This is a genomic window from Cytobacillus sp. FSL R5-0569 (genome assembly GCF_038007265.1).
Taxonomy (GTDB): domain Bacteria; phylum Bacillota; class Bacilli; order Bacillales; family Cytobacillaceae; genus Cytobacillus; species Cytobacillus kochii.
The window spans coordinates 3,774,067-3,789,841 of the sequence record NZ_JBBOWW010000001.1 but is presented as its reverse complement, the minus strand read 5'-3'; the positions used below and the strand labels follow the sequence as shown (position 1 = coordinate 3,789,841).

The following is a 15,775-nucleotide window of genomic DNA, read 5'->3' as shown; positions in this document are numbered from 1 at the left end:
ATATCTTAAAATATCAATGCATATAAGAGTAATGTTAATAAAATACCTGTTAATCCTCCAAAAAACACTTCTACTGGTTTATGGCCTAATAATTCTTTCAGTTCTTTACGTTTTACTTGGTCTGGCTTTTTGGGCCATGATTTCGCTTCATCGACAAAACGGTTAAAGTCATTGACAAGCTGATTAAGCACAATGGCTTGTTCACCCGCTTGCCTTCGAACTCCGGTTGCATCAAACATAGTAATGATAGCAAACATGGCTGATATTGCGAAGGGAACTGAATCTAATCCTGCCTCGATGGCCACCCCTGTCGATAAAGCTGTAACGGCAGCAGAGTGAGAGCTTGGCATCCCTCCTGTACTTGTTAACAGTGACCAATCTAGCTTTCTTGTAGCAAAAAAGGTAATAGGGACTTTTACAAATTGTGCAAAGAGAATGGCAGCTAATGCTGACCAAAGAGGAAAGTTCAAAAATAATTCCATTATTTAACCACCTTATCGATGTTTGTATTCTTTGTTCGTGTTTAATTTTAATTAATTATTACTATAAGGAAGGATTTTCTATTAGTAACAGATTAGCACAAAACATTTTGATTTGAAAATCAGATCTTCTTAGACGATAAAGTTAGCTAGTCGAAATAATGTGAAAGATTAGATATAATGATTATATATCTTATGGAGGTGTTAACATGTTTACAGTTAAAAAAGAAAATCTTTATGACTCAGCTCATGAAGTTTTAATCATCGGTTTGTTCGATGAACCGAATATAATAAAAGATGCATTATCTTCTCTGGACGAAAAATTTGAAGGACAAATGAATGATTTTCTTAAGCAAGGTGATATATCAGGGAAGTTAAAATCAGTAAGTAAAGTACATACCTTCAATAAAATTGGTGCAAAGAGATTATTATTTGTGGGGCTAGGTAAGAAAAAGACATTACAATTCAATCAATTAAAAGAAGCGATAGGATTAGCCTTTAAAGAAATTCAAAAAAGTAAACTTTCGGAAGTAGCTGTTTTTTTAGACACATTTACGGTTGCCGATCAGCTTGATGCCCTCGATGTTGGTCATGCAGTTAGTGAAGCATATACCCTTGCTACCTATCGTTTTGAGGGATATAAACAAAAGTCAAATGAACCTGAAAAGACAATTGATAAAATCACAGCCTATACGACTGAAAATAGAGAAGATGTTTTATCTGCTTTAACAGTTGGTTATGCCTATGGTAAGGGAACAAACTCTGCAAGAACTTTAGTGAATATGCCTGGGAATATGTTAACAGCAACAACAATGGCAGAGTATGCGATTGAGTTAGCTAATAAATATGATTTTGAAATAGAAATACTAGATAAGAAAGAAATGTTAGAGCTTGGGATGGGTGCGCTGTTAGCTGTCAATCAAGGTTCGACAGAGCCACCGAAAATGATTGTTCTAAAATATCAAGGGAAAGATCAGTGGGAAGATGTCATTAGTTTAGTTGGAAAAGGAATTACCTTCGATACTGGTGGTTACTCGATAAAACCGAAAACAGGGATTGTTGGAATGAAAACAGATATGGGCGGAGCAGCAGCCGTTCTGGGTGCGATGGAAATCATCGGGGAGTTAAGACCAGAACAGAATGTATTAGCCGTTATTCCATCAACAGATAATATGATAAGTGGATCTGCCTTTAAACCAGATGATGTTATTACTTCATTAAGTGGAAAAACAATAGAGATCTTAAATACAGATGCAGAAGGGCGTCTCGTTTTAGCTGATGCCATTACGTACGCAAAACAGCATGGTGCCAATTATTTAGTCGATGTTGCTACTTTAACGGGAGGTGTTATTGTTGCCTTAGGAGAAGACACAACAGGTGCGATTACTAATCATGAAACCTTCTTTGAACAAGTATTAGAAGCCTCATTCGAAGCAGGTGAAGCGATGTGGAGACTCCCATTATTTGAAAAAGATAAACAAAGAATTCGCAATAGCCCAGTGGCAGATTTAAACAATTCACCAGGAAGAGAAGGCCATGCGATCATGGCAGGCGGCTTTATTGGAGAATTTGCGGAAGATACACCATGGGTGCATTTGGATATAGCTGGTACATCTACAACAAATAAACCTTACGAATTAGGTCCTGCTGGTGCCACAGGTGTAATGACACGTACACTAGCTCTACTTGTAGAAAGATTTGAAGTAAAGTAATCAACCATTCATTAAAAGCATCTTAAAGGATGAGAAGCTCCTTAAGATGCTTTTTTGTTCCTCCTTAGAACTCACATTTGCAAAGGTGAAACCTTCGATAACATGATGAATAAGAATGGGAATTATGACACTTTTCTTAAAAATCCATTATTTGACGAACTTGAATGAGTATGTTAATTTATTACTCTAACACTTTACTAAAATAAAGCAAATAATAAATAGAAAGAAAGGTTTTAATCATGAATGCTGTTTTACTTGCTGTATTAGTCATGTTAATACTAAGTCTATTACGTGTAAATGTCGTGTTATCCCTTATTATAGGTGCATTGGTGGGAGGATTAACAGGTGGACTTGGTATAACAAACACAATTGAAGTCTTTACAAATGGTTTAGGTGGCAGTGCAGAAGTAGCGCTTAGTTATGCTTTATTAGGAGGCTTTGCTATTGCTATTTCTCGTACAGGTCTACCTAATCTCCTTGTTGATAAAATTATTCAAAAGGTAGGGAAAGAAGGAGAGACAAGGAAGAAAGGATTATCTAAAACATTAGTCATTTTATCATTGTTAATTATGGCGTGTTTCTCACAAAATCTAATTCCTATTCATATTGCATTTATCCCTATCTTAGTCCCACCATTATTAAAAGTGATGAATGAATTGAAGATAGACAGAAGACTGATTGCTTCCGTTCTTACATTTGGTTTAGTTACTCCTTATATGCTTATCCCTGCAGGGTTTGGCCAAATATTTCACCAAATCTTAGCAGACAATATGACAAGTAGTGGTTTGAATGTTGATATGCAACAAATACCACTAGCTATGCTACTGCCAGCTTTAGGTATGGTTGTTGGATTAATAATAGCCGTATTTATATCTTATCGAAAACCGCGAGACTATCATCAATCATCAGAAATCATAGAAACTGAAACGGTATCTTATAGTAGGCGCGGTGTCTTATTTGCTGTATTATCAATCATTATTGCGTTAGTTGTACAAATACAACTAGATTCAATGATTATGGGAGCAGTGGCCGGTATTATAACTGTCTATTTAAGTGGGACCATAAAGGGCGCTGAAGCAGATAGCTTATTAACAGATGGAATGAAAATGATGGCATTTATCGGATTTGTTATGCTCGCGGCATTTGGTTTCGGTGATGTACTGAAAGAAACAGGGGATGTTGAAGTCCTTGTGTCGAATGTAGCTGAGATGATAGGTAATAATCAAGCTCTTGGTGCATTACTAATGCTTTTAGTCGGCTTGTTGGTTACGATTGGTATTGGTTCATCCTTTTCAACCATCCCAATTATTACGACCATTTTTGTGCCATTGTGTTTAGAGCTAGGATTTAGTCCAATGGCTACGATTGCGTTAATTGGTGCATCTGCTGCTTTAGGTGATGCTGGTTCTCCTGCTTCAGATAGTACACTTGGACCGACATCGGGCTTGAATGTGGATGGTAATCATAATCATATTTGGGATACATGTGTACCAACATTTATCCATTATAATATCCCTGTCATTATATTTGGCTGGATTGCTGCAATGGTATTATAAAAAGAATAAACGAGTATTATTTAAACCCGATCATATTTGATTGGGTTTATTTTTGTGAACTCGACCTGAGGCAATGGCAATGGATATAGGTCAAGTTTTCTGATTCATGAATGAACACTAAGAATGTTTGTAAATCTGACCGTCAAAGCAGAACCAAGTAAAAAATAAAAAAGTAATAAAGTCTAAGTCACATAAAGCTAAATGTAGTCGAACATTGCATATGTCACTATATACACCTAAAGGAAGCTAGGATTTAACAAAAAGATATGAATAGTAACTATTAAAGGATATTGACATAATATCAGTACCCTCAGTCAAAATTCTTTTAGTTTTCCAGCGCGATCTTTAGAACCAGATATTCGTTTTAAGCATAACCGCATAAAGGATAACAAGATGGTTCCAACCAAATCTGAGGAGGAACCAATTTTGTTTAAAATTTAATGCCGAAAAGCATTGTAAGGATATTACGCTTTTTTATTCTTTTTTTGGGTAAGATACTAGCAGTAGGGCTGTCAGAGGGAATAGGAGACACTTGCATGAAATTCTTCTTTTCAAGTATGTGTATACGTTCATGTAAACGTTCAATTTCTGCGTGTAATTCTTCTAACTCCTGCCGATGATGTAGCAACTGATAAGAAGTCACATCATCTGCTTTTGCATTTAAGCGTTGTTCTAACATATCCATTCTTGCGCTTAGTTCATCATTGGATATCTTTGGACTAGATATAGTGGCGTGCCGAATTTTTTTGCTAGTTACTTTTACGTCTTGAAGAAGGACACCTGTATTTAATTGATCATGAACTCTTTTTAATAATTGAATATCTTCTTCTGAGTAAGCATAATGGCCATGCTCATTTTTTGTCATATTTAAATTTAGCTGTTTTATCCATCGCTGAATAGTACTTTGGGATACACCGAGTAGTTTCGCTACAGCGCCTGTATTCAAAAGTAATCTCCTCCTTATCATTACTTTATTAAGAAGCATTCGCTTAAAGAAATATATTTTCCTTTACGTTTGACAAAACAAGTGTTGCTTCGTCAAAGATAGTGAATATTTTACAACCTTTTGAGTAATAATCGTTCTTAGTGGGGACAATGAAGAAAACAGATGGGAGGACAGGTAAAATGACAGAATACGAATTAGAAGACATCTTCCATGAGTCAGGGCATTACCACTTATATGAACAATTAAAGTATAAATTATGGATTGCTTATCAATGGCTAGAGGCAGATCGAAATATACTTTCCGAGTTTCTAAATATTTATGATTTTGACCACAACGAAGAATTATATTGTAAGGAATTCTTATTTCATTATAAGATTTTTAAAAACATAAAGAAGAAGAATGCCTTTTATTAAATGAACAAGTAAATAATAAAAAAGCCCCCAAATCATTCAATTTGTGAGGCTCTTATTTCTTGAGTAATGAAGGCAATTATTTTATTTTATAATGTTGTGTGAAGAATTCGTCTGTTTCTTGTACAACAACTTTCCTCAACAGGAGTAGACCAACTAAGTTCGGAATCATCATTAATGCGTTAGCCATATCAGCAAATGCCCAAACGGTAGCTAAGTTAACCATTGCACCAGCTGCACAAGCAATAATATAAATCGCGCGGTAGCCTGCAATTCCTTTTGTCCCAGCTATATATTCAAAGCATTTCTCACCGTATACATACCAGCCTACAATTGTTGTAAATCCGAAAAAGATAACAGAAAAAGCGACGATATATTCTCCTGCTGTTCCTAATACTGATGCGAACGCTGCACTCGTTAATGCACCACCATCGAGATTAGGGTCATGGGTTACGCCAGAAAGTAATCCTCCTGTATAATCCCAAAAACCAGTAATGATTAATACAAGTCCAGTCATTGTACAAACGATGATGGTAACAATGAAAGTGCCTGTCATAGCAACAAGTGCTTGCTTCACAGGATGGTCTGTTTTGGCATTACCGGCGATTAAAGCAGCAGTACCTAAACCAGCTTCATTAGAAAAGATTCCTTTTGAGACACCATTTTTAATTGCCTCTGATACGACAACTCCTACAAAACCACCGGTTGCTGCGATCGGATTAAAAGCATAATGAAAAATTAATTGAAATGACGGAATAATCATTTCATAATTAACCGCAATGATGATTAAGGCGCCACCAATATAAAGAAAAGCCATAATGGGAACAAAGTATCCAGCGACGGTACTAATTCTTTGAATGCCTCCAAAAATAATGAGTGAAGCAAAAACAGCTAAAACGATGCCAGTAATAACACTGTTGATACCAAAGGATTCACTAGCTACTTGAGCAATCGTATTAGATTGCACGCTATTCCCTATACCTAAAGCGGCAAAAGCACCAAAAATGGCAAAGGCAATGGCTAACCATTTAAACTTAGCTCCTAATCCTCTCTCAATATAGTACATGGGTCCACTTGAATATTCACCATTGCTATTCTTTACACGATATTTCATTGCTAGTAAGGCTTCCGCGTATTTAGTAGCCATCCCGAAAAGCCCAACAATCCACATCCAAAAAATGGCGCCTGGTCCACCTAAAGTGATAGCTGTGGCGACTCCAGCAATGTTTCCATTCCCTATTGTTGCTGCCAATGCAGTCATTAACGCTTTGAAATTACTTACATCGCCTTCATCATTTGTATCCTTAGCGTTCCCTTCCTTTGTAAATGCTAATTTAAAAGCATAATAGAGTTTCGTAAATGTACGACCTTTAAGCATGATTGTTAGAAGTAGGCCCGTCCCAAACAATAAGATTAAACTGGGGGTTCCCCACAAAAAGGAATTAACTTTTTCAAGTATGTTCATAATGTCCACAGATGAATCTTCCTCTCTATAGTTGAATATCATACCATACTATATTTTTTTAGATGTAATCGCTTTCTTAAACATAAACCAAAATCATACTATCTTAATAAAATGATTGAAGTGCACGGAAAATTATAAGAATACTTATTATTGTAAAATTATACAAGGATAACTTCAATCAATTTTAAAAAAGTTTAACTATTTATAATAATCAATAAGTTTAAAAAGAGCTTTTCGACAGCATGTAAAGGTTTAGATATAATAAAAAAAAGAGGCAGTTGGAGGTTTGAAATGGGGAGAGAAAAACAGTACGGGAAAGATCCATTTAAACGATCATTTGATAACTTAGAAACATTTGTGGATAAAATTAGAGATGTTCTTGAATGTCCAGTTACTATTGAAGATGCTAATCATCGGTTATTAGCTTATAGTACGCATGATGACCAAACCGATCAGGCTAGAATTGCAACGATTATTAGCAGAAAAGTTCCCGAAAAGGTAATAAATAGTTTATGGAAAGCAGATGCTATACCTCAATTATTAAGGAGTGCTGAACCATTAAAGATTCCAGAAATTAAAGAAATTGGGCTGGGGAATAGGGTAGCAATCTCTATCAGGCATCAAGAAGAGGTGCTTGGCTATATTTGGGTGGTCGAACGAGATAAGTCTCTTACAGCAGAAGATATGTATTTACTAAAACTGGCTGCTCAATCGGCAAGAATTGAATTGTTGAAGCTTTATCGTCAAAAAAAGAAAAGAGAAGAAAGCTATCAGGATTTTTTCTGGCAGTTGTTAACTGGCAGATATCCCAAGCATGCAGAAGTAGTAGACAAGTTAGATGATTTTCATATCAAACCATCTCTACACTCTGCTGTCATTATTTTTCGTTTTATTGACGATATAGACATGCAAACAGAACAAAGCATGATTTATCTTATTTCAACGAGCCAAAAAATCCATATGACTTTTTATGCAACGATGGGTAATGATTTTATCTTACTAGCATCTCCGCCATCTACACAGGCAAATGAAACAGATTTATCTGAGTTTGTACAGTTTGTTATCAATCAAATGTATGTAAGGTTTGAAATTGATCATATCATTAGTGGCAGCAGTAGTTTGAAATTGACCTATGACCATGTTGAAGATCGCTATTCAGAATGCTTAGAAGTACTTCGTTTAAAATCACAATATCCGAAAGAAATGCAAGAAATCTATACTTATCACCAATTAGGTGTCTTTAAATATTTGGATGCCATTCTTGATATAAGAAGCCGTGATGCATATGAACATCCCGTCATCCAACGTTTAATTGATTATGACCATGCTCATCGAACGGAGCTATTAATGACGCTAGAGGCCTTTATTTTAAATGATAGCAATGTAAATGACGCTGCTAAAGTCCTGCATGTTCACGTTAATACATTAAATTATCGTTTGAAGAGAATTACAGAACTCACTCATGTGAACTTTAAAAGTACACATGAGAAATTTTCCTTGTATTTAGAACTGCAAATCCGCAAATACATAGAAAAAAAGCATCGTTTGTGAAATTACACAAATGATGCTTTTTCATTTTTCAAATATAAACAAAGTCATTTCAACATTCTATTATTATACTGACAATAGGGAAACATAAAATTGTCATTTATTATTTGACAATTTATTCTATGCAATTTATTCATACTTAAAAATTAATATAATAAATGGAAGGGGCCAAAAGGATATGATTATCGGCGTACCTAAAGAGATTAAAAACAACGAGAACCGTGTAGCAATGACACCAGCGGGGGTAGATGCATTAGTAAAAGCTGGACATGAAGTACTTATTGAAACGACTGCAGGACTCGGAAGTGGATTTCAAGATCAAGATTACGAGTTAACAGGCGCGAAAATCGTAGGCACGGCAAAAGAAGCATGGGCAGCGGAGATGGTAATGAAGGTAAAAGAACCGCTACCAACTGAATATGACTATTTCCGTAAAGGCCTAGTATTGTTTACTTATTTGCATTTAGCAGCAGAACCAGAATTGGCAGATGCGCTAGTGAAAAGTGGAGTAACGGCTATTGCATATGAAACAGTTGAAGTGAACCGTACACTTCCATTATTAACACCAATGAGTGAAGTTGCCGGTAGAATGGCTACACAAGTTGGAGCGCAATTCTTACAAAAAACAAACGGTGGCCAAGGAATATTACTTGCAGGTGTGCCAGGTGTATCTCGAGGAAAAGTGACGATTATTGGTGGGGGCGTTGTGGGTATTAATGCTGCGAAAATGGCCATTGGTCTTGGTGCAGATGTAACAATCATTGATTTAAGCCCTGAAAGACTTCGTCAACTTGATGATATTTTCGGTAATAGCATTCAAACATTAATGTCTAATCCATTAAATATTGCTGAATCTGTAAAAGAAGCTGACCTTGTAATTGGTGCTGTACTCATTCCAGGAGCAAAAGCGCCAAAATTAGTAACAGAAGAAATGATTCAAACGATGAAACCTGGTGCAGTCGTTATCGACGTTGCGGTTGACCAAGGTGGTATTCTTGAAACGGTTGATCATGTAACTACACATGATGATCCAACATATATTAAACATGGTGTTGTGCATTATGCTGTGGCAAACATGCCAGGTGCCGTGCCAAGAACATCAACAATCGCATTAACGAATGTAACAATTCCTTATGCATTACAAATAGCGACTAAAGGTGCACATCTAGCTGTTGAACAAAACCCAGCATTGAAATTAGGGGTAAACGTAGTAAATGGGCATGTAACGTATGAAGCAGTCGCAAGGGACTTAGGTTATGATTATGTTCAAGTCGATGCAGCATTCGCAAATGAAGAAATAACAAACTAATGATACTTTCTCCTACCTCTTAATAGGGGTAGGTTTTTTTACTTTTTGGATGATATATTAGACGATGTATGAATTTGTAGGAGTAGTTCAGTTGATACTAAATCATGTTGAACGCGATTTTCTTATAGCCTTCATTTAGTATTCTTTGCTATGATGGTTAACGTATCTTCAGGAGCCCCTTTACCATTCAAGGATTTAATAGGGCTGTATTTTTCTAGTTACACATATAGGGGATAATCGAATTCCTTCAAAATATTAAAATAGAAAAATGGATTGTATTCTTTGTACGGAAAGGTTTATCTTTTCACATTCTGTTATTGATCATCTTATTTTTTTGCCTCTTCTTGTGTACCAATTAGTCTAGTAATAGAAAAAAGGTCACTTGAGAGGGCTAAAAAGAGAAGTAAAAAGCCATTAGACCAAGAGCCTTCAATCAAAATTTGACATTTTTCATTAAACTCTATATAATCTTCAAAAAATAGTTAATCGTTGATGAGGAATAGTAAGTTTTCATCATTATTTTCAGAGAAGGTATCCGTTTGTGCTGTAAGATATCTATTAATGAAAAGCTGAACCTGCCCTCTGAGTACATATTCTTTAGAATATGCGGTTTACTTGTTGAACCGTTATCAATAAGAGTGCAAAGCTTTGCTTTGAAATAGGGTGGTACCACCAGTCATTGGGTCCCTATTTGAAAGCAGGGCTTTTTTGTGTCTTTGAAAGAATAAAAATTAAAAATGAGGTGTCAATATGGGTAAGCAGTTTGTGAAAGAAATAACATCAATGAATGAAGATTTTCCACAATGGTATACAGATGTCGTAAAGAAAGCTGATTTAGTCGATTATTCGAGTGTGAGAGGTTCAATGATTATTCGTCCATATGGTTACGCCCTTTGGGAGAACATTAAATCAGCACTTGATCAAAAGATAAAAGAAACTGGGCATGAAAATGTTTATATGCCTCTATTTATACCTGAGAGCCTTCTTCAGAAAGAAAAAGATCATATTGAAGGATTTGCCCCAGAAGTCGCTTGGGTAACTCATGGTGGGGAAGATGAGCTTGCTGAGAGACTTTGTGTGCGCCCGACATCAGAAGTACTATTCGGAGAACATTATAAAAATATTATTCACTCTTATCGTGATTTACCAAAGCTTTATAATCAATGGTCAAATGTTGTTCGATGGGAGAAAACAACAAGACCATTTTTACGAACGTTGGAGTTTTTATGGCAAGAGGGCCATACTTGTCATGCGACGGATGAAGAAGCGTTAGAAGAAACAGTAAAGATGCTAGAAGTCTATGCAGATATTTGTGAAAATCTTTTAGCTATCCCTGTTGTTAAAGGCAAGAAAACGGAAAAAGAAAAGTTTGCTGGCGCTAAATTAACTTATACAATTGAAAGTTTAATGCATGATGGTAAAGCGCTACAATCAGGGACATCTCATCATTTAGGAGATGGCTTTGCAAAGGCATTTGGGATTCAATTTACCGACCAAGATGGAAAAGAGCAGTATGTGCAGCAAACTTCTTGGGGATTCACAACCAGAATTATCGGTGCGATGATTATGGTCCACGGTGATGACAGAGGTTTAGTAATTCCGCCAAAGGTTGCCCCAAAGCAGGTAATGATTGTTCCTATTGCGCAACATAAGGGTTGCGTATTAGATTTTGCCTATGATTTAAAAGAAAGACTAAGTAAAGTAGCGCGCGTAGATATTGATGCAAGTGATAAAAAGCCAGGTTGGAAATTTAATGAATATGAAATGAAGGGTGTGCCCATTCGCTTAGAAGTAGGTCCTAAAGATATTGAAAAGGGCCAAGTCGTACTTGCAAGAAGAGATACAGGGGAGAAAATGGTCACTCCATTAGAAAATCTAGAAGAAACAATTGTTCAACTCTTAGAAAAGGTTCAAACTTCACTTTATCATAAGGCAAAAGAACATCGCAACGAACATACGTATGAAGCATATACTTATGAAGAGTTTAAGCAGATATTTAATGAAAAACAAGGATTCGTCAAAGCGATGTGGTGTGGCAATCAAGCATGCGAAGAGAAAATAAAAGAAGACACAAGTGTGACTTCCCGATGTATGCCATTTGATGAAACGGCGATTGCTAAAGCGTGTATTTGCTGTAAAGAAGAAGCACAGCATCTTGTCTATTGGGCTAAAGCTTATTAAGAAAAAAATTTTATTGACCCATATCTTTTTTTCACTTATAGCCGTTTAAGTAATAGAAAGTGTGAAGGGGTGAAGGAACAATGCAGAAGGAGCAGATGGTAAGCAGGTCAGCAACGTTAGATTTGATTGCGAAAAAGTATTATCGAGACTTAGTAAGCTATTGCACCTTTCTTTGCCAAAATGAGTGGGATGGAGAGGACATAGCGCAAGAAACCATCTTGAAGGCAATGAAGTATAACGAGGCTAAATTAACACGAGCTTTGTTAAAGAAAATTGCTTATCATCAATGGATCGATGTGGTTAGAAAAAAGAAAAAAGAGCAATTAACAGAAAATCATGTTGATATCGAAACAAGAAATCATCATTTGACAGAAACAATTGAATTATTATTAGAGAAATTAACTGTGCAACAGGCGCTAGCTTTTTCATTAAAAGAAGCGTTTTTATTTAAGAATAGTGAAATTGCAGAGATGTTAAATATGAAAGAAGCCTCTGTTAAGAGTTTATTGCATCGAGCAAGAAGACGTTTAGGAACAGATATGAAAGAATTAAATCAGCAATGGGATGAGCCGGTCGAGAGAAAAATCTTTCAAGTTTTCCATCGTGCATTTGAGCATCAACATCCCACTGAGCTTATCAAATTACTGCCAATAATTAATCATTATAGTACTTCCAAGCAAAGCACCCCTTCAAATGCTTTCAATATGATGGCAGCTTAATGCTTGCCTTTTGGAGGTTTCCTAATGAGTACAATACCTTATGTAATTGAACAAACGGCTAAAGGTGAACGGTCCTATGACATTTATTCAAGACTATTGAGAGATCGGATTATTATGATTGGTGAAGAAATCAATGATCATATGGCGAATAATATTGTTGCTCAAATACTATTTTTAGCTGCAGAAGATGAGAAAAAAGATATTTCACTCTATATTAATAGTCCTGGAGGATCAACAACAGCGGGCTTTGCTATTTTAGATACACTCGACTATGTTAGGTGTGATATTCGCACTATCTGTACAGGGATGGCTGCCTCATTTGGTGCACTACTGCTTCTATCTGGCACGAAAGGAAAACGATTTGTGCTTCCTCATAGCGAAGTAATGATTCATCAGCCCTTAGGTGGTGCAAGAGGGCAAGCGACAGATATTGAGATCTCTGCAAGGAGGATATTAAAGCTAAAAGACGTAACCAACCAAATGATTGCCGAGAAAACAAATCAACCATTAGACAAGGTGAAGTTGGATACAGAACGTGATTATTTTATGAGCGCACAAGAAGCGGTGGATTATGGAATCGCGGATGCTATTTTAACGAAGAGTGAATGATAATAACTCACATTAAGCCCACGCTTAATTGATGATAGATGCATATGTAATAGGGAAGGTACCCAGCTTTTAATTAAAGGAGGTAATCCCTAGTGCATTATTATTATCGACATCCTGGTGTTGCGGATGAACGCTTTTTTCCCTTTTTGGCGGCGCCATTTGTTGGCGGTTTTCTTGGAGGATTAGCGGGAGGGGCGTTAGCCGCACCGCTGTTCTTTAGACCTAGGCCGTGTTTTGGAGGACCTTGTCCACCATATGGATACGGTTACGGCCCCGGCCCTGTTCCATATGGCAATCAAGGTTTTGGTGGCTACCAAAATCCCTATGCTGGCAATCCCAATCTTTATGGACCAAATATTAATATAAATAATGAGATTAACTAGATAAAAATGATACCACGGAGAGATGCTGTGGTATTTTTTTGTAAGCTTAAATTTATATATTGAAGGATAGTACAGCAAAATCATAACCAAGATTATAAAAATAAAAAGCAGTCGTAAATTGACTGCTCTTCTATATTAGGTTTGAAAATATGGCTTAACCCTACATTTGCATCGTAGTCCATTTTAATTTTAATGACAAATTCGCACTTTGATCACCGGCAGATTGAAAATTTAATGTTAATCCATCTGGTGTATAAGTAACTTTCGGATGATTGTTCAGATTAGCAGAATCAATTAATTGATTAACTTTTGTTTGATTTGATTCCTGGGCAGCAGTCATAATATTATAGGAGTATTCTCTGGACTTCGCCATTTTATCAAGTAATTTACTAGCACTATTCATTAATACTTCCATTGCTTTTGCTGATTGAATGAACTGATCCGGATTAACTGGAGGGAATGAACGTATAGGTATTGGTGGATAAGGGTGGCAATATATAGGATAGGTATAAGGATACGGACAAATAGGAGAGGGATTAAAACGTGTAGGATACATCATAGATCTCCTTTCAATATCGCATTAGCATAAATATATGTGCCTAAGGCTTATTCTATGATTAAACAGAATATTCCCATAAAATATATGTTCGGTTATAATGGTAGTTGAGGGGAGGCGTACATATGTATCCAAAAACAATGATAGAAACGTTAGGTATTGAAATTACAAGCCTTGAAAAGGGAAAGGTTGTTGCCACTATGCCTGTAGACGGCAGAACGAGACAGCCATTTGGTATCCTTCATGGAGGGGCTTCTGTAGCGCTTGCTGAAACTGTAGCGAGCTTAGGTGCTTATGAACTCGTTGATAAAGAAACAGAGGGTGTAGCAGGACTAGAGATTAATGCTAACCATATTAAGTCAAAGAAAGACGGCGTTGTGACAGCAATTGCAACAGTTCTACATCAAGGAAAAACAACGATGGTTTGGGAAATAAAGATCGTCGATGAACAAGAAAAATTAATATGTGCATCAAGGTGTACAATGGCTGTTTTAAAATTGAAAAAGTCTTAATGAAATGCGGGTGGAAAGGTAATTTCTACCCTGTTTTTTTTTGGTTTTATATGTGGCATTGTATGATATGAAAGTTAAACCTTCGCATGGTGTCCAGTATCCACACAACAATCATTTTTAATAAACCGCACTTAGTTACGTTTCATTCATTTGATTAGTCACGATTGGAAAATTTGTTTATTAAAATAAAAAAAACGCCACCTACATGCAGTTTAGATTGCATATGGTAGCGTTTTTTTTTATAGATTCTTCCCTAATTTCTTTTTAAATTCTTCATATTTTTGTTGTTCATTAGATTTCTTTATCTCGAGGTATTCTTGGTAATCATCAACCTTACTACCTTCCATTTTTACGCCATGATGATAGGCTGCTCTTCCAAGTAAATGGCCAGCAACTGGAGCTGTTAAAAACATAAAGACGATGCAGAGAAGTACTCTTGTATTAAACTCACTCTCATGAAAATAAAAGTAAAAGAATGCAGCTAATAATATACAAAGGACACCAAGTGTAGCAGCTTTTGAAGCAGCATGGTTTCTCGTATATACATCAGGTAATCTGATTACACCTAGCGCAGCTATTAAGTGAAAGAACGCTCCGAGAATAATAAATATGACGATGATAATATTAGCGATCTCTATCATGATCAATGATGACTCCCTTCTCTAGATATTTGGAGAAGGCTACTGTCCCGATAAACGCTAATATCCCAAATAGTAAAATGAACTCTACATAGGCAGTTGTATCTACTTTGATACATATTAACGCGACAATACCAACAATGTTTACACCAACGGCGTCTAAAGCAACGATACGATCCGGCAATGTTGGACCTTTAATGATTCGGTAGACTAATGCAAGCATGGATAGAGCTAAACAAATGATTGCAATTGTAACGGCAGTTTGTATCATTTTCGGCTCACCTCCATAATCGCCTTTTCGAAGCTTGTTTGAATCGCTTCTATTTCATCCTGGACATCATTCATATCTACAGCATGTACAAAAAGGATTTTCTTATCTTCTGATATATCTACTACTAACGTACCTGGTGTTAGGGTAATTAAGTTAGATAGCGTGGTAATTTCCCAGTCCTTTTCTAAACTTGTTGGATAGGCAAATATCCCAGGCGTGTTGTGTAGCTTAGGTGTTAACACAATCTTAACGACAGCAATGTTGGCTAAAATTAGCTCTCGTATAAAGATAAAGAGCAATTTAACCACTGCATAAACACGGTACAAATAAAAACGGCTGCTGAAGAAATTTCTAAATACAAACAAAATGAGTAGGCCAAAAAAGTATCCTTTGATAAATGCCACTAGATCATACGTTGTTGTTAGAAACATCCACATAAACCCAAGACAAACATTTAATAAAATTTGAACTGCCATACTCA

17 protein-coding genes and 1 other annotated feature are annotated in these 15,775 nt (G+C 36.2%); of the genes, 10 read left to right on the top strand and 7 right to left on the bottom strand.

What is annotated here, in order from left to right:
• Nucleotides 1–5: 5 nt before the first annotated feature.
• A complete protein-coding gene (locus MKX78_RS19180) occupies nucleotides 6–482 on the bottom strand; it encodes a divergent PAP2 family protein (RefSeq protein WP_095372049.1) in 477 nt (158 codons plus the stop codon).
• A gap of 206 nt (nucleotides 483–688) precedes the next feature.
• On the opposite strand from MKX78_RS19180, the gene MKX78_RS19175 reads away from it, so the two are divergent.
• A complete protein-coding gene (locus tag MKX78_RS19175; RefSeq protein ID WP_095372050.1) occupies nucleotides 689–2,191 on the top strand; it encodes a leucyl aminopeptidase in 1,503 nt (500 codons plus the stop codon).
• Nucleotides 2,192–2,430: 239 nt separating this feature from the next.
• A complete protein-coding gene (locus tag MKX78_RS19170; RefSeq protein ID WP_322910415.1) occupies nucleotides 2,431–3,747 on the top strand; it encodes a Na+/H+ antiporter family protein in 1,317 nt (438 codons plus the stop codon).
• A gap of 430 nt (nucleotides 3,748–4,177) precedes the next feature.
• Here the strand turns inward: MKX78_RS19170 and MKX78_RS19165 are convergent, their stop codons facing one another.
• Entirely contained in the window at nucleotides 4,178–4,693 is a 516-nt protein-coding gene (locus tag MKX78_RS19165) for a MerR family transcriptional regulator (protein ID WP_341051939.1), read from the bottom strand.
• 179 nt (nucleotides 4,694–4,872) lie between these two features.
• On the opposite strand from MKX78_RS19165, the gene MKX78_RS19160 reads away from it, so the two are divergent.
• On the top strand, nucleotides 4,873–5,106 hold the full coding sequence (locus MKX78_RS19160; RefSeq protein WP_095372053.1) for a hypothetical protein: 234 nt from the start codon (nucleotides 4,873–4,875) through the stop codon (nucleotides 5,104–5,106).
• A gap of 76 nt (nucleotides 5,107–5,182) precedes the next feature.
• Here the strand turns inward: MKX78_RS19160 and MKX78_RS19155 are convergent, their stop codons facing one another.
• On the bottom strand, nucleotides 5,183–6,568 hold the full coding sequence (locus MKX78_RS19155) for an alanine/glycine:cation symporter family protein (protein ID WP_328197467.1): 1,386 nt from the start codon (nucleotides 6,566–6,568) through the stop codon (nucleotides 5,183–5,185).
• A gap of 291 nt (nucleotides 6,569–6,859) precedes the next feature.
• On the opposite strand from MKX78_RS19155, the gene MKX78_RS19150 reads away from it, so the two are divergent.
• From MKX78_RS19150 to MKX78_RS19125, 6 genes are all read left to right on the top strand, one after another.
• Entirely contained in the window at nucleotides 6,860–8,119 is a 1,260-nt protein-coding gene (locus MKX78_RS19150; protein ID WP_322910413.1) for a PucR family transcriptional regulator, read from the top strand.
• Between the two features lie 175 nt (nucleotides 8,120–8,294).
• A complete protein-coding gene (gene ald / locus MKX78_RS19145) occupies nucleotides 8,295–9,425 on the top strand; it encodes an alanine dehydrogenase (protein ID WP_307318163.1) in 1,131 nt (376 codons plus the stop codon).
• Nucleotides 9,426–9,905: 480 nt separating this feature from the next.
• Nucleotides 9,906–10,117 (top strand) — a binding site (T-box leader).
• A 58-nt stretch (nucleotides 10,118–10,175) separates the two neighbouring features.
• Nucleotides 10,176–11,606: a proline--tRNA ligase gene (proS, locus tag MKX78_RS19140; protein WP_341051937.1), complete on the top strand. Its 1,431-nt coding sequence runs from the start codon at nucleotides 10,176–10,178 to the stop codon at nucleotides 11,604–11,606.
• A gap of 80 nt (nucleotides 11,607–11,686) precedes the next feature.
• Nucleotides 11,687–12,325 (top strand): sigma-70 family RNA polymerase sigma factor, encoded by a 639-nt coding sequence (locus tag MKX78_RS19135; RefSeq protein ID WP_322910411.1) that lies wholly within the window; start codon nucleotides 11,687–11,689, stop codon nucleotides 12,323–12,325.
• Nucleotides 12,326–12,349: 24 nt separating this feature from the next.
• Nucleotides 12,350–12,934: an ATP-dependent Clp protease proteolytic subunit gene (locus tag MKX78_RS19130; protein ID WP_095372058.1), complete on the top strand. Its 585-nt coding sequence runs from the start codon at nucleotides 12,350–12,352 to the stop codon at nucleotides 12,932–12,934.
• Between the two features lie 92 nt (nucleotides 12,935–13,026).
• The gene (locus tag MKX78_RS19125) at nucleotides 13,027–13,317 is read left to right on the top strand and encodes a hypothetical protein (protein WP_180316908.1); all 291 of its coding nucleotides are present in this window, start codon (nucleotides 13,027–13,029) and stop codon (nucleotides 13,315–13,317) included.
• Nucleotides 13,318–13,477: 160 nt separating this feature from the next.
• Here MKX78_RS19125 and MKX78_RS19120 read toward each other — a convergent pair whose 3' ends face one another.
• Nucleotides 13,478–13,873 carry a hypothetical protein gene (locus tag MKX78_RS19120; protein ID WP_095372059.1) on the bottom strand — a complete coding sequence of 132 codons (396 nt, stop codon included), beginning with the start codon at nucleotides 13,871–13,873 and terminating at the stop codon, nucleotides 13,478–13,480.
• A gap of 125 nt (nucleotides 13,874–13,998) precedes the next feature.
• Here MKX78_RS19120 and MKX78_RS19115 point away from each other — a divergent pair, with 125 nt between their 5' ends.
• Nucleotides 13,999–14,385, top strand: a complete 387-nt coding sequence (locus tag MKX78_RS19115; protein WP_095372060.1) for a hotdog fold thioesterase — start codon at nucleotides 13,999–14,001, stop codon at nucleotides 14,383–14,385.
• A gap of 239 nt (nucleotides 14,386–14,624) precedes the next feature.
• On the opposite strand, the gene mnhG is transcribed toward MKX78_RS19115, so the two are convergent.
• The 3 genes from mnhG to MKX78_RS19100 are packed head-to-tail and all read right to left on the bottom strand — an operon-like array spanning nucleotide 14,625 to nucleotide 15,770.
• The gene (gene mnhG, locus MKX78_RS19110; RefSeq protein WP_095372061.1) at nucleotides 14,625–15,026 is read right to left on the bottom strand and encodes a monovalent cation/H(+) antiporter subunit G; all 402 of its coding nucleotides are present in this window, start codon (nucleotides 15,024–15,026) and stop codon (nucleotides 14,625–14,627) included.
• A complete protein-coding gene (locus MKX78_RS19105; protein WP_095372062.1) occupies nucleotides 15,010–15,294 on the bottom strand; it encodes a Na(+)/H(+) antiporter subunit F1 in 285 nt (94 codons plus the stop codon). The genes mnhG and MKX78_RS19105 overlap by 17 nt, the downstream gene beginning before the upstream one ends.
• Nucleotides 15,291–15,770, bottom strand: coding sequence for a Na+/H+ antiporter subunit E (locus MKX78_RS19100; protein ID WP_095372063.1), 480 nt, complete (start codon nucleotides 15,768–15,770; stop codon nucleotides 15,291–15,293). Before MKX78_RS19100 ends, MKX78_RS19105 begins: the two co-directional genes overlap by 4 nt.
• Nucleotides 15,771–15,775: the final 5 nt, after the last annotated feature.